The following is a 19,519-nucleotide window of genomic DNA, read 5'->3' on the forward strand; positions in this document are numbered from 1 at the left end:
GTCGCTGCCTGTCCGTGGCCGCTCCCGGAGCACTCGGCGCCGATGCCGCCAACCCCCTCACGCCGCACCGCAGTTCGGGCAGATGCCTCTGAATGTCACCTCCGCCGCGTGGACGGTGAAGCCGAGGCGTTCGGAGTCGGGGAGGGCGGCGAGGGGGTCTCCGCCGGGGCGGACGTCGCGGATGATGCCGCAGCCGGAGCACACCAAGTGGTGGTGCGGATGGCGAGCGTTGGGGTCGTAGAGCTTGGCGCGGCCGATGCCGGACACCTCGGTCACCTCGCCCAGTGCGACGAGCTCGCCGAGGGTGTTGTAGACCGTCGCGCGGGCTATCTCCGGCAGCAGGACGGAGGCGCGCTCCAGCACCTCGTCCGCGGAGAGGTGGACATGGTCGCCGTCGAGCACCTCGGCGACCACCCGGCGTTGCGCGGTCATCCGCCAGCCGCGACTGCGCAGCCGTTCCAGCAGGTCACTCATGCCTACCACCCGTCCGTGCGTCGCCTGACGAAATTCTGCGAAACCACTATCCGTACGGCCTGGGTTTCGTATTGACTTGGACTCTGTCCACCGTAGGATCGGCTCCAGCGTGAGCCAAGGGACAGGACGGCGGCAAGGGAAATGCCAGACGGTTCAACAGACGTGCCAGTCCCGGCGGCTGGCCTGTCCGGTGATGCCGTCACGCCGAACCGGCGGGCAGTCCGGCCCGGTTCGAGGGCCGTGTCCCGGTGTCGCAGTCCTCGGCGCGGCCGGGGCCGTCAACTGCGGTCCCGTCGCGTCCGTTCCATCACCCCCAGTCACCACCTCCAGTTCCGAAAACCGTGAACCGTCCGGCACGGAAGGATTCCCATGCCCGAGAACAATGACGCAACCGCCGCAGAGTCCGCGGAAGCCGGCGGCTGCCCGGTCGCGCACGGACGCGCCCCGCACCCGACCCAGGGCGGCGGCAACCGCCAGTGGTGGCCCGACCGTCTCAACCTGAAGATCCTGGCCAAGAATCCCCCCGTCGCCAACCCGATGGGCGAGGAGTGGAGCTACGCCGAGGCGTTCGAATCCCTCGACCTCGGCGCGGTCAAACAGGACATCGCCCAGGTGCTCACCGACTCCAAGGACTGGTGGCCCGCGGACTTCGGCCACTACGGCCCGCTGATGATCCGTATGGCCTGGCACAGCGCCGGCACGTACCGGATCAGCGACGGCCGCGGCGGCGCCGGTTCGGGGCAGCAGCGCTTCGCGCCGCTCAACAGCTGGCCGGACAACGCCAGCCTGGACAAGGCCCGGCGTCTGCTGTGGCCGGTCAAGCAGAAGTACGGCGAGAAGATCTCCTGGGCCGACCTGCTCGTCCTCACCGGCAACGTGGCGCTGGAGTCGATGGGTCTGGAGACCTTCGGCTTCGCCGGCGGCCGCGAGGACGCCTGGGAGGCCGAGGAGGACGTGTACTGGGGTCCCGAGACCATCTGGCTCGACGACCAGCGCTACACCGGTGACCGCGAGCTGGAGAACCCGCTCGGCGCCGTGCAGATGGGCCTCATCTACGTCAATCCCGAGGGCCCGAACGGCAATCCGGACCCGGTCGCCGCGGCCCGCGACATCCGCGAGACGTTCGGCCGGATGGCCATGAACGACGAGGAGACCGTCGCCCTCATCGCCGGCGGCCACACCTTCGGCAAGACCCACGGCGCGGGCCCGGACGACAACGTCGGCGCCGACCCCGAGGCCGCCCCGATGGAGCAGATGGGCCTCGGCTGGAAGAGCACGTTCAACACCGGCGTGGGCAAGGACGCCATCACCTCCGGCCTGGAGGTGACCTGGACCAGCACCCCGACCCAGTGGGGCAACGGCTTCCTGAAGAACCTCTTCGAGTACGAGTACGAGCTGACCCAGAGCCCGGCCGGCGCCAACCAGTGGATCGCCAAGGACGCCCCGGAGATCGTCCCGGACGCGCACGACCCGGCGAAGAAGCACCGTCCGACGATGCTCACCACGGACCTCTCGCTGCGCTACGACCCGATCTACGAGCCGATCACGCGGCGCTTCTACGAGAACCCCGCGGAGTTCGCGGACGCCTTCGCCCGCGCCTGGTTCAAGCTGACGCACCGTGACATGGGCCCGGTCGTCCGCTACTTGGGCCCGGAGGTCCCCTCCGAGACGCTGATCTGGCAGGACCCGCTGCCGGAGCGCACCGGTGCGCTGATCGACGCCGCGGACGTCGCCGCCCTCAAGCAGCAGATCCTCGGCACCGGCCTCACGGTCTCCCAGCTGGTCTCCGCCGCCTGGGCCTCCGCCTCCACCTTCCGCGGCAGCGACAAGCGGGGCGGCGCCAACGGTGCCCGCGTCCGCCTGGAGCCGCAGCGCAACTGGGAGGTCAACAACCCGGAGGACCTGGCGCAGGTGCTGCGCGCGCTGGAGGGCATCCAGAGCTCCTTCAACTCCTCGGCGTCCGGCGGCAAGCAGGTCTCGCTGGCCGACCTGATCGTGCTGGGCGGCGGCGCGGCCATCGAGAAGGCGGCCAGGGACGCCGGCCACGGCATCGAGGTGCCGTTCACGCCGGGCCGTGTGGACGCCTCGGCGGAGCAGACGGACTCGGAGTCGTTCGAGGCGCTGGAGCCGGCCGTCGACGGGTTCCGCAACTACCACAGCAAGGGCAACCGCCTGCCGGCCGAGTACCTGCTCGTCGACCGGGCGAACCTGCTCACGCTGAGCGCCCCCGAGATGACCGTCCTCGTCGGCGGCCTGCGCGTCCTGGACGCCACCACCGCCGGGACGAAGCACGGCGTGCTCACCGACCGGCCGGGCACCCTGACGAACGACTTCTTCCGCAACCTGCTCGACTACAACACCACGTGGAAGTCGACCACCGAGGCGCAGGACGAGTTCGAGGGCACCGACGCCTCCGGCGAGGTGCGCTGGACCGGCACCCGCGCCGACCTCGTCTTCGGTGCGAACGCCGAACTGCGCGCGGTCGCGGAGGTCTACGCGAGCGACGCCGCCGAGAAGAAGTTCGTGAAGGACTTCGTCCAGGCGTGGGACAAGGTCATGAACCTGGACCGCTTCGACCTCGCCTGATCACCGAGCACTGAGCACAACCGCTGAACCGTGGGCCGCGCCTCCCCGCCGGGAGCCGCGGCCCACGGCCGTTCACGGGACCGCGCCGTACACGGTCCGGCTCACGGTGTGGGGATGCCCGCCGGTTTGTGGGGCGGGCGTCCGAAGCGGACCGGGACGCCGGGGGAGTACAGCACGCTCACGGGCTCCCCGGCAGGTTCGGGCAGGCCCGCCGCCGTCACCAGGTTCTCGTCGCAGTGCAGGAGTTCGGCACGGTGCAGCGGCCAGCGGGGGTGCGAGTTCGGAAGGTACATCGACCGGCCGAAGAACGCGTTGTGCATGCCCCAGCGGGCGGTCAGGAAGTGCTCCAGAGCGGACGGCTCTTCGACCGGTTCGCCGACCCGTACGGAGATCTCGCTGTGCGCGCCCCGGGGACCGGGCCAACGCCGGCGGCTGGTGTAGGTGACCGTGTCGTCCTCCCGGCGGACCGCCATCCTCGACCACACATAGGGGAGGCGGAACGCGGCGCGGGCGACGGCCACGGGGATCAGACGGGACGCGTCCAGGGAGCGGAAGACGACACCACGCCGGCCGTGGGCGTCCACGGAGTACAGCCGGACATTGGTCTCCGGGAAGGACCCGAGGTACGGGATGCCGGGAAGACTGAACCAGCCCACACGGTGCATCCGGAACGCGACGAGCCCCACGTACGTGACACCGTCCAGCGTGTCCGGACGCGTACCGGCCGGCAGCAGCGGCGCGACGTCCGAGGGATCGGCGGCCCAGTGGAGGAAGGCCAGATCGAGCCAGGACTGGGTCATCAGGGGCCGGCTCGGCGCATGGGGCGGGTCGACCGTGATGGGCTCCGGGGCCATGTTCAGCGACGGCATCCTCGCCAGTCTGACACAGCAGGTCACGCCCGCTCGGCGCGCCCCTGGGGGCGCGGGGAACTGGGCTGCCGGCCACGGCGCAGCCGCAGGCAACGACGGCATCTCGCGGCGCCCTCCGCGCAGCGCCTACCATCTCCCGGAGTGTCAACTCGACGGTGAGGGGCGGGACATGGGCGTCAAACGTGTCGGCAGCGGAGCGCACACCGTGCTGGTGCTGCACGGCTGGTTCGGCTCGTCGCAGTCGTGGCAGGCCCTGCTGCCGCACCTGGACCACGAGGCGTTCAGCTACGTGTTCCTGGACCTTCGTGGCTACGGCGACCGCCGCGGCGAGACCGGCGAGTTCTCGGCCGCCGAAGTGGCGGGCGACGTCCTGGCCGCCGCCGACGACCTGGGCGCCGACCGGTTCTCGCTGCTCGGGCACTCGATGGGCGGCTCGTTCATGCAGCGGGTGTACGCAGACGCGCCGGAGCGCGTGCGGGCACTCGTCGGTGTGTCGCCGGTGCCCGCGAGCGGTGTGCCGTTCGACGAGCAGGGCCGGCAGCTGTTCGGCGGCGCCGCCGACAGCCCCGGAAACCGCCGCGCCATCATCGACTTCACCACCGGGAACCGGCTCACCGGCACCTGGCTGGACGCCATGGTGCGGCACTCGCGGGAGCACTCGGACCGCGACGCGTTCGCCGCCTACCTGGCCGCCTGGGCGGGCACCGACTTCCACGCCGAGATCAAGGGCAGCGACGTACCGATCCTCGTGATCGCCGGCAGCCACGACCCGGCGCTGGGCGCCGAGACCATGCGGGCGACCTTCGGAAGCTGGTATCCGAACCTCGAACTCGAGGTCTTCCCCGACGCCGGGCACTACGCGATGGACGAATCCCCGGTGGCGCTCGCGACCAGTGTCGAGCGCTTCCTCGGAAGGCACTGATGGCCGAACCCGCGGCCGTACCGGACGTGTTCGACCCGCGCGTGTTCGCGCGCGGCATCCCGCACGACAGCTTCCGCCGCCTCCGGGACGAGGCGCCCGTGTGCCGGCAGGACGAACACGCCGTGGACGACTGGCCGGCCGGGCCCGGGTACTGGGCCGTCACGCGCCACCAGGATGTCCGTGACGTACTGCGCGACCCCGCCGTCTACTCGTCCTGGCTCGGCGCCACCCAGATCCGCGACCCGGCCCCCGACGACCTCGACTTCATCCGCCGGATGATCCTCAACATGGACCCGCCCGGACACAGCCGGATCCGCCGGCTGGCCGCCGCGCTCTTCACCCGGCGGCGGCTGGAACAGTTCAGCGAGCAGATCACGGCACGCGCCACCGCCCTGCTGGACGCGGTCGCCGCACGCGGGAGCTGCGACCTGCCCGTCGAGGTCACCGACGACTTCCCGCTCGCCAACCTCGCCGAGCTGCTCGGCGTCCCCGCCTCCGACCGCGGCCTGCTGCTGAAGTGGACCAACCGGGTCATCGGCTACCAGGACCCCGAACACGCCGAGGTCGTACGCGACGCCGACGGACGCCCCGTCAACCCGCGCTCACCCGCGATGCTGCGCGACATGTTCGACTACGCGCACCAGCTGGCCCGGTACAAGCGCCGGCACCCCGCGGACGACCTGATGACCGCGCTGGCCACCGCCACCGTCGAGGACGGGCGTCTGCTGAGCGAGGAGGAACTGGCGATGTTCTTCTTCCTCGTCGTGATCGCCGGCAACGACACCGTGCGCAGCGCCCTGCCCGGCGGTGTCCTCGCCCTCCTCGAACACCCCGGCGCCTACCGGAAGTTGCGCGCCGACCCCGGCCTCGTACCGTCGGCCGTCGAGGAGATCCTGCGCTGGCACCCGCCGGTGCTCAGCTTCCGCCGCACCGCCACGCGGGACACCGAGCTCGCCGGGCAGCGGATCGCGCGGGGCGACAAAGTCGTGGTCTACCACGCGTCCGCGCACTTCGACGAGCGCGCCTTCCCCGACCCGTACCGGTTCGACATCACCCGCACGCCCAACGACCACCTGGCCTTCGGGCAGGGCCCTCACATGTGCCTGGGCGCGCACTTCGGCCGTATGCAGATGCGGATCTTCTTCACCCAACTGCTCACCCGCCTCCCGGAGTTGGAGCCCGACGGTCCACCGGTCCGCCTGAGCTCCAACTTCATCAACGGCGTGACGCACCTGCCGGTGCGCTGGACCCCGACCGCGACCCACCGCTGACCGGGGGAGCGGCGCGGCAGGGGACTGTCAGCGGCGGGTGGCAGACTCGGCCGGATGGTGGGTGAGCAGGCCGAGGCCGAGGATTCCCCTCGTGCGAGAGCGGACGAGGGGGCGGTGCGCTGGGCGCTCGCCGAGGCGGACGACGGGCGCGTCCAGGTCTGCCCTCTCGACGGCAGGGGCCGCCCCGCGGGACCGGTCGTCACGGAATCCTCGCCCGCCGAGGCCGTCCGCCGCCGGCCCGAAGCCGCACGCTGGGTGTGGCGTTCCACCCCCGGTCTGTATCCGCGGCTGCTCGACGCCGGCGTCCGCGTCGAGCGGTGCTACGACGTCGAGACGGCCGAGAGCCTGCTGCTGGGCAGCGAGGGAAGTGCGGGAGCACCCCGGTCGCTCCCCGCCGCCTGGGCCCGGCTGCACGGGCTGCCCGTCCCCGACGATCCCCCGTCGGCCTCCCTCGCGGCAGACCCCGAACCGTCGCTCTTCGACGCGGGGCCGCCGCCCCTTCCCGAAGGCACCGACCCGCTCACCGCTCTGCTGGAGGTCTACGCCGGGCAGTTGAGACGTACGGCCGCCGCCGAGCACCCGGGCCGGCTGCGGCTGCTGCTGGCGGGCGAGTCGGCCGGCACGCTCGTGGCCGCCGAGATGCACCGTGCCGGAGTGCCGTGGCGCGCCGACGTGCACCGGGCCGTGCTGGAGGAGTTGCTCGGCGAGCGGTACGGGGGAGGGGGTCTGCCGCGTCGCCTGGTCCAGCTGGAGGAGGAGGTCTCCCGGGCCTTCGGGCCGGATGCGCGGGTGCGGTGCGATCTGCCGGCCGACATCCTCCGCGCTTTCGCCCGTGCCGGGGTGCAGTTGACCTCCACACGCGCCTGGGAACTGCGCACCGTCGACCACCCGGCGGTCGCGCCGTTGCTGGAGTACAAGAAGCTGTACCGCCTCTACACGGCGCACGGCTGGTCGTGGCTGCAGTCCTGGGTGCGCAAGGGCCGGCACCACGCCGAGTATCTGCCCGGGGGTGCCCCGTCGGGCAGATGGACGACCCAGGGCGGCGGCGCCCTGCAGATTCCCAAAGTGCTGCGGCGGGCCGTGGTGGCCGACCCCGGCTGGCAGTTGGTGGTCGCCGACGCGGCACAGATGGAGCCGCGGGTCCTCGCCGCCATCTCCCGCGACGCCGGACTGATGGCGGTGGCCTCCACCGGGGACGATCTGTACACGGCCCTGTCGGAACGGGCGTTCTCCGGCGACCGGCAGCAGGCGAAACTCGCCCTGCTCGGCGCGATCTACGGGCAGACCAGCGGCGACGGTCTGAAGAACCTCGCCACGCTGCGCCGGCGCTTTCCCGCCGCGGTGGCCCACGTCGACGAGGCCGCGAGGGAAGGGGAGGAGGGGCACCTCGTACGGACCTTCCTCGGCCGCACCTGCCCGCCGGCCACACAGTCCGGTGAGGATGAGGACGCCGCGGAGACGGGCGACACGGACGGCGGCCCCCGGCCCGGCGGCACGGCCAGAGCCCGCGGCCGCTTCACCCGGAACTTTGTCGTACAAGGCAGTGCGGCCGACTGGGCCGTGCTCATGCTCGCCGCGCTGCGCCAGGAACTCTCGGACCTGGAGGCGGAGTTGGTCTTCTTCCAGCACGACGAGGTCATCGTGCACTGCCCCCGGGAGGAGACGGCGCGCGTGACCGAAGCGATCCGCGTCGCCGGAGACCGCGCCGGCCGGGCCGCCTTCGGGGACACCCCGGTGAGCTTTGCCTTCGCCGTCGCGGCCGTCGAGTGCTACGCCGACGCCAAATAGCGGCCCTCGGCCACCTGTGCGGGGCCGGTGACTCCGGGGAGGCGGTCCGGTCGTAAGGTTCCCCGGGCCCGGGACGGCCGGGCCCGGACGAGGAACGAGAGAGGAACCATGCTGCGGGACGACGCCTCCATGCCGACGCTGGCGGAGGAGCTGCTGCTCGTGACGCTCGACCCGCAGCGGGGCCACCCGTCGGTCAACCGGCGCCATCTGCGCTGGGGTCTGGCGGCCGCCGTGCTGCTCGATCTGGAGGCGGCCGGGCTGGTGGCAGAGGACCGCGACCGGATCGTCCGGCTGGGCCCCGACGCGGGGAACCCGCTGCTGGACGGCGCGTTGGCGAAACTGCCAGGACCGCAGGAGGGCCCGGTGCGGGTCTCCCGCTGGCTCGCCTTCTGGGGGACCACCACCGAGGAACTGACGGCACGTTCCCTGGGCGCCGCCGGTGCCGTGGAGTCGACGGTGGGCAAGAAGGTCATGGGGTTCTTCGTCCCCAACATCCGCTACCGGGTCCTGGCGAAGGACTTCCGGGAACGCCGGCTGGCGACGCTGTGGGGCGAGCCCGCCGCCGCACTCCAGGACGGGCGGACCCGGGCGCTGTTCGCGCTGGTCCAAGCGACCAGGCTGGCCCGGAAGCTGAAGGTACCGGGCCCCGTACGCGGTGAACTGCGGCCCGCGGTGGACGAGTTCTGGCAGACGCGGGCGCTGCGGGACAAGATCGTTATCGACCAGAAGTCCGGTGGAGGCGGCGGCGACCCGGCAGGCGGAGGCGGCTGACGCCCCCTCCCGGCCCCGGCGCTGTGTCCGAATCCTGCACATCGGTAACTCGTGGGCCAGTCCGCCACATTGACGCTCATTGCGGCTGATCATAGGCTCACTCGCCGTCGGCTCTGGTCGTACGCGCGAGCGAATCCCCTTCGTGTGTACGGCTGTTCCTCGTCGCCTCGCTCCGGCGCCGCGACGGCCGCTGCCCGACCGGCGCCACCTGCACCATCCCGCACCCACCACTCCGGGAGGAGCATGTGAAGAGACCCAGCGCGGCCGTCCGGGCCGTCGCCGCACTCGTCACCACCCTGGCGCTGACCGGCGCGCTCGCCGCCCCCACAGCCTCGGCACAGACCCCGAAGGCGCAGGCCGAAAAGGCGCAGACCGAAAAGGCGCAGGCCAAAACGCGTCAGGCCAAAACGCGTCAGGCCAAAACGCGTCAGGCCAAAACGCGTCAGGCCAAAACGGCACAGGCAAGCACGGCGCAGACCAGGACGGGGTCGTCCGCCACGGCGGACGACCCCGTCACGCATGAGGAGAACGACCGCGTTCCCGAGGGCGCGGAATGGACACAGCACTACTTCCCCTCTTCCGACGGCTCCGGCACCGAACTGCACGCCGACGTCCTGCGGCCCGAGGGACTGCCCAAGGGTAAGAAGGTGCCCGTGATCCTGTCGGTCGGCCCCTACTTCGCGCACAGCGGGCAGAGTGGCCCCGAGGGCTGGACGCACACCGGCCCCTCGAACCGGTTCCAGGACTTCATCGAGGGCACCGACCTGTTCGACAAGGGCTACGCCTTCGTCATAGTGGACCTGCGCGGCTTCGGCGGCTCCACCGGCTGCCTCGACTGGGGCGGACCCGGCGAACAGGCCGACGTCGAGGCGTCGGTCGACTGGGCCGCGAGCCGGCCGTGGTCGACGGGAGCGGTGGGCATGTACGGCAAGTCGTACGACGCGGTCACCGGGCTCATCGGCAACAACCTGGACCAGAAGGCCCTCAAGGCCGTCGTCTCCCAGGAACCGCTGTGGGACATGTATCCCTACATCTACTCCAACGGTGTGCCGCGGCCGAACGTCACCGGCACCGCCGACGCCTACAACTCCATCGCCACCATGGACCCGTTGGCGGACGACGACCCCCGCTACCAGGCCAACGCCCGGTACGAGGACGCCCATCCGCAGTGCCTCACAGGGAACTCCGCCGGATACCGCATATCCGACCGGAAGGACCCGCACTGGACCTCCCGCGACCTCGCGAAGGCGGCGAAGGGCAGCGACACCCCGCTGTTCGTCACCCAGGGCTTCATCGAACCCAACACCAAGCCGGAGGAGATGCAGGAGTACCTCCGCAACCACAAGGGCCCCGAGCGCGGCTGGCTGGGCCAGTGGGACCACGTCCGCGGCGGGGACCGCACCGGGGACGGGCGCCTGGCCATGGGCCGCGAGGGCTGGTACGAGGAGACGCTGTCCTTCTACGACCAGTACCTCAAGAACAAGAAACCGTCCGCGCGTTACCCGTCGTACGCGGTGGAGGACTCCACCGGCGCCTGGCGCGGCCAGAAGACCTGGCCGGCACAGGAACGGTCCGCCACCCTGCCGCTCGGCAGCGGCTCGTACGTGGACGACGGCGGCGCCTCAGCGCGTACGGCAGCGGGCCTCTCGCGCAGCCCGGAACCCGGCCGGTCGTCCGGCGGGGGAGACATGGAGAAGGCGCCCGCCACCGGCCAGACCGCCCCGCCGGGCCTCGCCAAGGGGACGGTGAAGAAACAGCAGGCCGGTGAGGTCACCTCCAGCTTCTTCACCTGGTCCGCGCCGCTGAAGAAGGACGTGCGCATCACCGGCACACCGCGGGTCGACCTGACGGCCGGAGGGAAGGGCAACGTCATGGTCAAGCTGTACGACGTGGCCCCGGACGGGAAGGCCGTCATGTTCGACGAACAGGTCTCCCTGCTGCGCTCGGGCCGGCTGAGCGTCGAGCTCAAGTCGACCGACTGGACCCTGAAGGCCGGGCACGTGCTGGCCGTCGAGACGGGCTCCATCCAGACCGGTTCATGGCGTGACACGCCGTCGGGCGAGACGATCCGCGTCAAGGACGCGCGGCTCGCGCTGTCCCTCGACGACCCGTCCGACGACGCCGCCACCGCCGGTAACCGGTCGCCGTACCTGGACACGTATCTGCGCCAGAACACGGTGACACTGCCGGCCGGCCGTCCCGCCTTCACGGTGACACGGCCCTGACCCTCCGTTCCGGACGAGGGCGCCGCGGACGGTTTCGGAGCCGCCGCGGCGTCCTCGTACGCGCCGAGAGAGGGGGACGATGTCGGGCTCGCCCGAGCGGGATGTGAGGATGCTTCCATGAGCAACGTCTTTTTCGACATCACCATCAACGACGAGCCCGCCGGGCGGATCGTCTTCAAGCTGTACGACGACGTGGTCCCCAAGACCACCAAGAACTTCCGCGAGCTCGCCACGGGCGAGCACGGCTTCGGCTACGAGGGCTCCGGTTTCCACCGGGTCATCCCCAGCTTCATGCTCCAGGGCGGTGACTTCACCCGTGGCGACGGCACCGGCGGCAAGAGCATCTACGGCGAGAAGTTCCCCGACGAGAACTTCCAGCTGAAGCACACCAAGCCGGGCCAGCTGTCCATGGCCAACGCCGGGCCGAACACCAACGGTTCGCAGTTCTTCATCACCACCGTCGTCACCGACTGGCTGGACGGCAAGCACGTCGTCTTCGGCGAGGTCGTCGAGGGCATGGACCTGGTCAAGACCATCGAGTCGCAGGGCTCGCGCAGCGGCGCCACCAAGGCGGACGTGCGGATCGCGAAGTCGGGCGTCGTCGACGGCCAGTGAGCGAGCAACGCCCCGGGCTGTCGTGAGCCGGGGCCGCTGCCATGGGCGCGTATCTCTTGTTGTCTTCACCGGCGGCTGATATCCACACCCGAATCCATCTTCGCGTGGGGGTGTTCGGTGACGAGTTCGGTGCTGCGCTTCAACCAGGTGACTCCCGGTCTGGAGCGAGAGGACGTGGCCGCGCGCTATCGCGCGACGGTGGACATGGCAGCCTTCGCCGAGGAAGCCGGGCTGGACATGGTGACCCTGGAGGAACACCATGCCGCCGAGGACGGCTGGAGCCCGGCTCCCTTGGCGACCGCGGGTGCGGTGCTCGGGGCGACGCGGCGACTCCCGGTGATGGTCAGCGCGCTGATCACACCGCTGTACGACCCGCTGCGCCTCGCCGAGGAGGTGGCCGTGCTCGACCACATCGGGCGCGGCCGCCTCAGCCTGGTCGCGGGAATCGGGTACCGGCCCGAGGAGTACGAGATGTTCGGCCGCGAGTGGAAGCGCCGCGGCCGCCTCCAGGACGAAGTGCTGGAGACCCTCCTCGCGGCGTGGACGGGCGAACCCTTCGAATACCGCGGCCGCACCGTACGGGTCACCCCGCCCCCGTACAGCCGGCCGCATCCTCCGTTGCTGGTCGGCGGCACGTCGATGGCCGCCGTACGCCGTGCCGTACGGCTGCGGCTGCCGTTCTTCTCCGCCGACCACCTCCCCGAACTGGCCGACACCTACAACGCGTTGAGCGCGGAGGAAGGCTTCGAGGGCGGCTTCGCACTGCTGCCGCCGAGCAGTTCGCAGTTCGTGTTCTGCGCCGAGGACCCGGACCGGTTCTGGGCCGAGCACGGCAGGCACCTCCTCCACGAGGCGCGTACGTATGCGACCTGGCAGCGCCCGGAGATCAGCTCCGCCGCCGCCTCACATGCCACCGAGTCGGTGGAACAGCTGCGCGGTGAGGGCGTCTACCGCTGCCTGACCCCCGACGAGTGCGTGACGGAGGCGCGGTCCCAGGGCCCGCTCGGCGCCCTGATCCTCCACCCGCTGTGCGGCGGTCTCCCCATCGACGCGGGCTGGAGCAGCCTCCAGCTGTTCGCCGACCGGGTACTCCCGCGCCTGAAGACCCCCGCGGGGGCCGCCACTTCGTGACGCCGCGTACGGAAAGGGGGCCGGGTCTGTGAGCCCGGCCCCTTTTTTCTTGTGCGGTCCGTATCTATAAATCAGATGGGCTGGAACGGAAACATCTGTTGGACAGAAATTCGGGTCCGGCTCAGGATTTCTCGTGCGGCAGCGGGGTCGACGCGACACCGGGATGGACTGCCGCACGAGTTGGAGGCGGAAGTGCCGAGTGAAGAGACCGAAGTCGTCGTCGTCGGGGCCGGCCAGGCAGGCGTGGCGATGAGTGAGCACCTGGGAGCCCACGGCGTACCGCACGTTGTTCTGGAGCGGCACCGGATAGCCGAGCGGTGGCGCTCGGAGCGGTGGGATTCGCTGGTGGCCAACGGGCCCGCGTGGCACGACCGGTTCCCCGGGCTGGAGTTCACCGACGTCGACCCCGATGCCTTCGCCTCGAAGGAGCAGGTCGCGGACTACTTCGTCGCGTACGCCGAGAAGATCGGTGCCCCCGTCCGGTGCGGTGTCGAGGTCAACTCGGTGGAACGGCACGAGGGCCGGCCCGGTTTCCGGGTCGAGACGTCGGAGGGCTCCATCGACGCGCGCTTCGTGGTGGCGGCGACCGGTCCGTTCCAGCGGCCCGTGATCCCGCCCGTCGTCCCGGACGGCGCCGTCCCCACGCAGATCCACTCCAGCGGCTACCGCAATCCGGAGCAACTGCCCGAGGGCGCGGTCCTCGTGGTCGGGGCCGGCTCCTCCGGCGTCCAGATCGCCGATGAGCTGCGCCGGTCCGGCCGCCGGGTCTTCCTCTCCGTCGGCCCGCACGACCGTCCGCCCCGCGAGTACCGCGGACGTGACTTCTGCTGGTGGCTCGGCGTGCTCGGGCGCTGGGACGCCGAGACGCCCCCCGCGGGGGCCGAACACGTCACCATCGCGGTCAGCGGCGCCCGCGGCGGACACACCGTGGACTTCCGCGCCCTCGCCGGCACCGGCATCGAACTCGTCGGCATGACCGCCTCGTACGACGACGGCGTACTGCGCTTCGCGCCGGACCTCGCCGAGAACATCGCGGGCGGCGACGCCAAGTACCTCGAACTCCTGCGGGCGGCCGACGAGTACGCGGAACGCAACGGGCTCGGCCTTCCCGAGGAGCCGGAGGCCCACGTGCTCGGACCGGACCCGGAATGTGTGACCGACCCCCGGTTGGAGCTCGACCTGGCCGAGGCCGGCGTCACCTCGATCGTGTGGGCGACGGGCTTCGCCGCCGACTACAGCTGGCTGAAGGCCGACGCGTTCGACGAGAAGGGCCGGCCGCGGCAGCGGCGGGGAGTGTCCTCCGAACCCGGGGTCTACTTCCTCGGCCTGCCCTGGCTCTCCCGCCGCGGGTCGAGCTTCATCTGGGGCGTCTGGCACGACGCCAGGTACGTCGCCGACCACATCACCACCCGGCGGGGCTACCTCGCGTACGGGACCACCGACCGGGCCGGCGGCCGGACCGCCGATCGCACCGACGCCACCGACCGCACCGACGCCACCGACCGGACCACCGATCGCACCGACCGGCCCGGCGCCGTGCCGGCAACGCAGCAGAACTGAGGAGCAGTTGATGACCTCCACGAGCGAGGGCCACGGGAAGAGGGCCCCGATCGTCGCCGGCGGGCACACCCGGATCCGGCCGTTCAACACCCGCGACACGTACCCCGAGCAGAGCCTCGACAACGACCTCTGCCAGGCCGTCGTGGCCGGCGACACCGTCTACGTCCGCGGCCAGATCGGCCAGGACCTCGACACCAGCGAGTCGGTCGGCATCGGTGACGCCGAGGCCCAGGCCGAACAGGCCATGGCCAACATCAAGATGCTGCTCGAAGAAGCGGGCAGCCGCATGGAGCACCTGGTCAAGCTGACGATCTATCTGATCGACCCGCGCTACCGCGAAGCGGTGTACCGCACGGTGGGCCGCTGGACCAAGGGCGTACACCCCATCTCGACCGGCCTCGTCGTGTCGGCACTGGCCCGCCCGGAGTGGCTGTGCGAGATCGACGCGGTCGCAGTGATCCCGAAGGAGGAGCAGGCATGACGTTTTCCCTGGTGGCACGCGACGGCGAGCGGTTCGGCATGGCGGTCAGCTCGTCGAGCCCGGCGGTCGCGGCCCGCTGCGCCCATCTGCGCCCGGGTGTCGGCGCCGCGTCCTCGCAGAACATCACCGACCCCACCCTCGGTACGAGCCTGCTCGCCGGACTCGCCGAACACGGCGACGCACAGCGTGCGTTGGGCGACGTCACCGGCGCGCCCCGGAACAAGGAGACCATCGACTACCGCCAGTTGACGGTGCTGGGCCGCTCCGGGCCCGGGTTCGCCTACAGCGGGCCGCACACGCTGGGCACGCACGCCTCCGCCACCGCGGACGGCGCGGTGGCGGCCGGCAACATGCTCTCCGGCGAGCACATCCCCGGCGTCCTCCTGGAGGCGTTCGCCGGCGCCACGGGCGAGTTGGAGGAACGGCTGCTCGCCGCCATGAAGGCCGCCATCGCGGCCGGCGGCGAGGAAGGTCCCGTGCACTCCGCGGGCATGGCGGTCGTCGCCGACGTCGACTGGCGCGTGACCGATCTGCGGGTGGACTGGGCGGACGACCCGATCGACCGGCTCGGCGAACTCGTCGACGTCTGGCTGCCGCAGCGCGACGACTACGTACGCCGCGGCCTGGACCCCGCGACCTCCCCCTCGTACGGCGTCCCGGGCGACGAGCGATGACCGCGCTGAAGGAGGCGGCCCGGCACGCGGTCGACCGCCGGGCCGGGGAACTGACCGGCCTGTCCGAGCAGTTGCACGCCGACCCGGAGACCGCCTGGGAGGAGCACCGGGCCGCTGCCGCGGTACCGGAGCTGCTGGACCGCGCAGGATTCGACGTCACCTCGTCCTATCTCGGCCTGGAGACGGCGTTCCTGGCGCGGTTCGGCAGCGGGCCCACCCGGATCGCGCTGTGCGCCGAGTACGACGCGCTGCCCGGCCTCGGCCACGCCTGCGGGCACAACCTCATCGCGGCGAGCTCGGTCGGTGCAGCGCTCGGCCTGGCCGCCGTCGCCGACGAGGCCGGCCTCACCGTCGAGGTCTACGGCACGCCGGCCGAGGAGGGCGGCGGCGGCAAGATCGACATGCTGGACCGTGGGGCCTTCGCCGGAGTGGACCTCGCGATGATGGTGCACCCGGGGCCCGTCGACGTCGCCGAGGCCCGCCCGTTCGCGGTCAGCCACTCCAGGATCTCCTACACCGGGAAGTCGGCGCACGCCGCCGCCTATCCGGAGTCCGGGATCAACGCGGCGGACGCCTTCACGGTGGCCCAGGTCGCCATCGGTCTGCTCCGCCAGCAGCTGCCGTCCTCGGCGCGGGTGCACGGCGTGGTGACCCACGCCGGGGACGCCCCCAACGCCATACCCGAGCGATCGAGCGGGCGTTGGTACGTACGGGCCGAGACCCTCGCCGAACTGGCCGAGCTGGAACCACGCGTCATGCGGGCCTTCGAGGCGGGGGCCCTCGCGACCGGGTGCGAGCTGGAGGTCGAGGCGGAGAGCAAGCCGTACGCGGAGTTCCGCACCGACGAGACGGCACTCGGGCACTACCGTTCCAACGCCCTGGACCTGGGGCGGGAGTTCGCGCCGCCGGGGCAGGCCGCCCGGATGAACCGCGCCTCCACCGATATGGGCAACGTGTCGCAGGTGGTGCCGGCCATCCACCCCTACATCGGGATCGGCTCGCTGCCCGCCACCAACCACCAGCACGAGTTCGCCGCGTTCTGCGTGGGCGGCCAGGCCCAACGGGCCCTGCTCGACGGGGCGATCGCGCTGGCCTGGACCGGCATCGACCGGGCCGCACCGGGCGGGGGAGCGGCGGCATGACGGGCGCGGTCGCCGCGGCGGGCGACGGATACCGCGTGGAACACGCTGCATCCCACCGCGTGGAACGCGCTGCATCCCACCGCGTGGAACACACTGCATCCCACCGCGTGGAACACGACATGCTCGGCGACGTCGACGTACCGGTGGACGCCTACTACGGGGCGCACACGGCGCGTGCGGTGGCCAACTTCCCGCTCACCGGGGAGACCCTCGCCGCCCGTCCCCACCTCATCCGCGCCCTGGCGGCCGTGAAGCACGCCGCGGCCGGCGCGAACGCCGAAGTGGGCGCGCTGGAGGACACGTTGGCGACGGCGATCGCCGACGCCTGCGCCGAGATCCGCGACGGCGCGCTGCACGACCACTTCCCGGTCGATCTCATCCAGGGCGGCGCCGGCACGTCGACCAACATGAACGCCAACGAGGTCATCGCCAACCGCGCCCTGGAACTGCTCGGACACTCCCGCGGTGAGTACGCCGCGCTGCACCCCCTCGACCACGTCAACCTCGGGCAGAGCACCAACGACGTCTACCCGACGGCGGTGAAGCTGGCTCTCGACGCGCACATCGCCGAACTGCTGGGCGCGCTGGCCGCGTTGCGCGAGGCGTTCGCCGCCAAGGCCGCCGAGTTCACCGACGTGCTGAAAATGGGCCGCACCCAGTTGCAGGACGCCGTGCCCATGACGCTGGGCCAGGAGTTCGGCGCCTTCGCCGTCACCCTCGCCGAGGACGAACAGCGGCTGGCGGAGGCCCGGTTGCTGCTGCACGAACTCAACCTCGGCGGTACGGCGATCGGCACCGGCCTCAACTCCCGCCCGGGCTACCGCGAATGCGCGGTGGAGCACCTGCGCCGGCTGACGGGCATCCCGACGCTGGTGTCCTCCTCCGACCTCATCGAGGCCACCCAGGACGTCGGCGTGTTCGTCCAACTGTCCGGCGTGCTCAAGCGCGTCGCCGTGAAACTGTCCAAGATCTGCAACGATCTGCGGCTGCTGTCCTCGGGCCCGCAGGCCGGGTTCGGCGACATCGGCCTGCCCGCCCGGCAGGCCGGATCGTCCATCATGCCCGGCAAGGTCAACCCGGTGATCCCCGAGGCGGTCAACCAGATCGCCTTCGAGGTCATCGGCAACGACGTGACCGTCACCCTCGCAGCGGAGGGCGGCCAGCTCCAGCTCAACGCCTTCGAGCCGGTCATCTACCGGAGCCTGAGCGCCGGCCTCGACCACCTCACCGCCGGCATCGGCGTCCTCACCGAACACTGCGTACGCGGCATCACCGCCAACCGGGAGCACCTCGCCGAAACCGTCGCCGCGTCCACCGGTCTCGTCACCGCGCTCAGCCCCGCGCTCGGCTACGAGACGGCCTGCGCCCTCGCACTGGAGGCCCACCATACGGGCAGGCCGGCGCTGGAGCTGATACGCGAGCGCGACCTGCTGACCGAGGCCGAACTCCACGTACTCACCAGCCCCGCCTCCCTGACCGGCCTGCCCGCCCTCTGACGGCACGGCCCCCGTCGCACCCGCACAGCCCAGGCTTCTCCCCCTTCCCCCAAGGAGGCGTGCATGACCACCTCTCACACCGGCGCCACGACGACCGGGCCGGAAGCGGCCGCCGACGCGGTCGCCTTGCGCAGAAGCGTTGCCGCAGGCGCCATCGGCGTGTTCGTGCACTGGTTCGACTGGGCTGCCTACGCGTATCTCGCCGGCACCGTCGCGACCGTGTTCTTCCCTGCCGAGGACAGCACCACCGGACTCCTCGCCGTGTTCGGCGTGTTCGCCGTGTCCTTCGGCATCCGGCCGATCGGAGCCATGGTCCTCGGACCGCTCGGCGACAGGATCGGCCGCAAGCGCACCCTGTCCCTGGTCATCTTCATGATGTCCGGCGCGACCCTGGCGATCGGCCTGCTCCCCGGCTACGGGACGATCGGTATCGCAGCGCCCGTACTCCTGCTCGTGCTGCGCCTGGTCCAGGGCTTCGCCGCGGGCGGCGAGTTCGGCAGCGCGGCCAGCTTCCTCGCCGAGAGCGCCCCGCGGCGCCGCCGCGGATTCGGGGTCAGCTGGCTGGAGGTCGGATCCCTGCTCGGCTTCCTCGCCGGCTCGTTCGTCTTCCTGCTGCTGTCGACGGGACTCGACGACGGGCAGCTGACCTCCTGGGGCTGGCGCATCCCCTTCCTCATCTCCGCGCCGCTGGGCGTCATCGGCTTCATCATCCGCAACAAGATCGAGGACACCCCCGAGTACCGGGCACTCGAAGCCAACGACACCGTCCCCCGCAGCCCCGTACGGGAACTGCTGCGTACGGAGAAGCGCCAACTGCTCCAGGCGGCGGGCCTGATGACCGCCATGCACGTGCCCTTCTACATGGTGCTCACCTATCTGGTCACCTACGAGACCGACTACCTCGGCCACTCGGCCGACAGCGCCGCCCTGCTGACCACCGCGATCTCGCTGCTGGGGCTGGTGCTCGTCCCCGCGTTCGGCCTCCTGTCCGACCGCGTCGGACGCAAGCCGGTCTTCGTCGGGGCGACAGCGGCCCTCCTGGTCATCTCCGCCCCGGCCTTCCTCCTCATGCGGACCGGAGTCGCCGGGACCTGGATCGCCGGTCTGCTGCTCGGCGTGGTGCTGGCGGCGATCCTCGGTACGTACGCGGTGTGGTCGGCGGAGATCTTCCCCACCCGCACCCGCCAGAGCGGCCTGTCCATCGCCTACAACATCACCGCCGCCCTCTTCGCCGGCACGGTGCCCTACCTGATGACCGTGCTCATCTCCGCGACCGGCAGCACCCTGCTGCCCGGCATCTACCTGATGGTGTTCGCCGTCGGCGGCCTCGTCGCCGCCCTCACCCTCCGGGAAACCACAGGATCTTCCCTGCTGCGCCCCGAGGACGTGCCCGACGGCGAGGCCGGGAAGGCGTCCGACGGCCGGGTCCCGGAGCCCCGCTAGCCGGCCCGGACGACACCGTCTCACCGGCACCGGCATCGGCGTGAGGGTGAGGCGGTGCCGGGAGTGCGCCA

16 protein-coding genes are annotated in these 19,519 nt (G+C 71.3%); 14 read left to right on the forward strand and 2 right to left on the reverse strand.

The features are described from left to right. Positions 1-57 precede the first annotated feature (57 nt). Positions 58-474, reverse strand: a complete 417-nt coding sequence (locus AC3AGO_RS32355) for a Fur family transcriptional regulator (RefSeq protein WP_487823833.1) — start codon at positions 472-474, stop codon at positions 58-60. Positions 475-843: 369 nt separating this feature from the next. Here AC3AGO_RS32355 and katG point away from each other — a divergent pair, with 369 nt between their 5' ends. After that, a complete protein-coding gene (gene katG, locus AC3AGO_RS32360) occupies positions 844-3,060 on the forward strand; it encodes a catalase/peroxidase HPI (RefSeq protein WP_487823834.1) in 2,217 nt (738 codons plus the stop codon). A 101-nt stretch (positions 3,061-3,161) separates the two neighbouring features. Here katG and AC3AGO_RS32365 read toward each other — a convergent pair whose 3' ends face one another. Further along, complete coding sequence (locus AC3AGO_RS32365; RefSeq protein WP_487823835.1) at positions 3,162-3,929, reverse strand: YqjF family protein; 768 nt, start codon at positions 3,927-3,929, stop codon at positions 3,162-3,164. Positions 3,930-4,098: 169 nt separating this feature from the next. On the opposite strand from AC3AGO_RS32365, the gene AC3AGO_RS32370 reads away from it, so the two are divergent. The 13 genes from AC3AGO_RS32370 to AC3AGO_RS32430 all read left to right on the forward strand — a co-directional run bounded on the left by AC3AGO_RS32370 (position 4,099) and on the right by AC3AGO_RS32430 (position 19,448). Beyond that, a complete protein-coding gene (locus tag AC3AGO_RS32370; RefSeq protein WP_487823836.1) occupies positions 4,099-4,851 on the forward strand; it encodes an alpha/beta fold hydrolase in 753 nt (250 codons plus the stop codon). Continuing rightward, entirely contained in the window at positions 4,851-6,122 is a 1,272-nt protein-coding gene (locus tag AC3AGO_RS32375) for a cytochrome P450 (protein ID WP_487823837.1), read from the forward strand. Before AC3AGO_RS32370 ends, AC3AGO_RS32375 begins: the two co-directional genes overlap by 1 nt. Before the next feature lie 54 nt (positions 6,123-6,176). Beyond that, the gene (locus AC3AGO_RS32380; RefSeq protein ID WP_487823838.1) at positions 6,177-7,910 is read left to right on the forward strand and encodes a bifunctional 3'-5' exonuclease/DNA polymerase; all 1,734 of its coding nucleotides are present in this window, start codon (positions 6,177-6,179) and stop codon (positions 7,908-7,910) included. A 108-nt stretch (positions 7,911-8,018) separates the two neighbouring features. After that, positions 8,019-8,681 carry a GOLPH3/VPS74 family protein gene (locus AC3AGO_RS32385; protein ID WP_487823839.1) on the forward strand — a complete coding sequence of 221 codons (663 nt, stop codon included), beginning with the start codon at positions 8,019-8,021 and terminating at the stop codon, positions 8,679-8,681. A gap of 245 nt (positions 8,682-8,926) precedes the next feature. Next, a complete protein-coding gene (locus tag AC3AGO_RS32390) occupies positions 8,927-10,906 on the forward strand; it encodes a CocE/NonD family hydrolase (protein WP_487823840.1) in 1,980 nt (659 codons plus the stop codon). Positions 10,907-11,023: 117 nt separating this feature from the next. Next, the gene (locus AC3AGO_RS32395) at positions 11,024-11,521 is read left to right on the forward strand and encodes a peptidylprolyl isomerase (protein WP_487823841.1); all 498 of its coding nucleotides are present in this window, start codon (positions 11,024-11,026) and stop codon (positions 11,519-11,521) included. 117 nt (positions 11,522-11,638) lie between these two features. Continuing rightward, positions 11,639-12,652, forward strand: a complete 1,014-nt coding sequence (locus tag AC3AGO_RS32400; protein ID WP_487823842.1) for an LLM class flavin-dependent oxidoreductase — start codon at positions 11,639-11,641, stop codon at positions 12,650-12,652. A 192-nt stretch (positions 12,653-12,844) separates the two neighbouring features. Then, positions 12,845-14,212 (forward strand): flavin-containing monooxygenase, encoded by a 1,368-nt coding sequence (locus AC3AGO_RS32405; protein ID WP_487823843.1) that lies wholly within the window; start codon positions 12,845-12,847, stop codon positions 14,210-14,212. A gap of 10 nt (positions 14,213-14,222) precedes the next feature. Continuing rightward, positions 14,223-14,693, forward strand: coding sequence for a RidA family protein (locus AC3AGO_RS32410; RefSeq protein ID WP_487823844.1), 471 nt, complete (start codon positions 14,223-14,225; stop codon positions 14,691-14,693). Continuing rightward, a complete protein-coding gene (locus AC3AGO_RS32415; protein WP_487823845.1) occupies positions 14,690-15,367 on the forward strand; it encodes a DUF1028 domain-containing protein in 678 nt (225 codons plus the stop codon). The genes AC3AGO_RS32410 and AC3AGO_RS32415 overlap by 4 nt, the downstream gene beginning before the upstream one ends. Further along, on the forward strand, positions 15,364-16,509 hold the full coding sequence (locus AC3AGO_RS32420) for a M20 family metallopeptidase (protein ID WP_487823846.1): 1,146 nt from the start codon (positions 15,364-15,366) through the stop codon (positions 16,507-16,509). Before AC3AGO_RS32415 ends, AC3AGO_RS32420 begins: the two co-directional genes overlap by 4 nt. An 83-nt stretch (positions 16,510-16,592) precedes the next feature. Beyond that, a complete protein-coding gene (locus AC3AGO_RS32425; protein ID WP_487823847.1) occupies positions 16,593-18,005 on the forward strand; it encodes an aspartate ammonia-lyase in 1,413 nt (470 codons plus the stop codon). 63 nt (positions 18,006-18,068) lie between these two features. Continuing rightward, the gene (locus AC3AGO_RS32430; protein WP_487823848.1) at positions 18,069-19,448 is read left to right on the forward strand and encodes an MFS transporter; all 1,380 of its coding nucleotides are present in this window, start codon (positions 18,069-18,071) and stop codon (positions 19,446-19,448) included. The last annotated feature ends 71 nt before the right edge of the window (positions 19,449-19,519 follow it).

It is taken from the genome of Streptomyces sp. BL1, from assembly GCF_057628045.1.

Coding starts and splice junctions, on each gene's coding strand:
- AC3AGO_RS32370 (WP_487823836.1), top strand. CDS start 4,099: ATGGGCGTCAAACGTGTCGGCAGCGGAGCGCACACCGTGCTGGTGCTG.
- AC3AGO_RS32415 (WP_487823845.1), top strand. CDS start 14,690: ATGACGTTTTCCCTGGTGGCACGCGACGGCGAGCGGTTCGGCATGGCG.
- AC3AGO_RS32430 (WP_487823848.1), top strand. CDS start 18,069: ATGACCACCTCTCACACCGGCGCCACGACGACCGGGCCGGAAGCGGCC.
- AC3AGO_RS32420 (WP_487823846.1), top strand. CDS start 15,364: ATGACCGCGCTGAAGGAGGCGGCCCGGCACGCGGTCGACCGCCGGGCC.
- AC3AGO_RS32385 (WP_487823839.1), top strand. CDS start 8,019: ATGCTGCGGGACGACGCCTCCATGCCGACGCTGGCGGAGGAGCTGCTG.
- AC3AGO_RS32355 (WP_487823833.1), bottom strand. CDS start 474: ATGAGTGACCTGCTGGAACGGCTGCGCAGTCGCGGCTGGCGGATGACC.
- AC3AGO_RS32375 (WP_487823837.1), top strand. CDS start 4,851: ATGGCCGAACCCGCGGCCGTACCGGACGTGTTCGACCCGCGCGTGTTC.
- AC3AGO_RS32410 (WP_487823844.1), top strand. CDS start 14,223: ATGACCTCCACGAGCGAGGGCCACGGGAAGAGGGCCCCGATCGTCGCC.
- katG (WP_487823834.1), top strand. CDS start 844: ATGCCCGAGAACAATGACGCAACCGCCGCAGAGTCCGCGGAAGCCGGC.
- AC3AGO_RS32380 (WP_487823838.1), top strand. CDS start 6,177: ATGGTGGGTGAGCAGGCCGAGGCCGAGGATTCCCCTCGTGCGAGAGCG.
- AC3AGO_RS32395 (WP_487823841.1), top strand. CDS start 11,024: ATGAGCAACGTCTTTTTCGACATCACCATCAACGACGAGCCCGCCGGG.
- AC3AGO_RS32365 (WP_487823835.1), bottom strand. CDS start 3,929: ATGCCGTCGCTGAACATGGCCCCGGAGCCCATCACGGTCGACCCGCCC.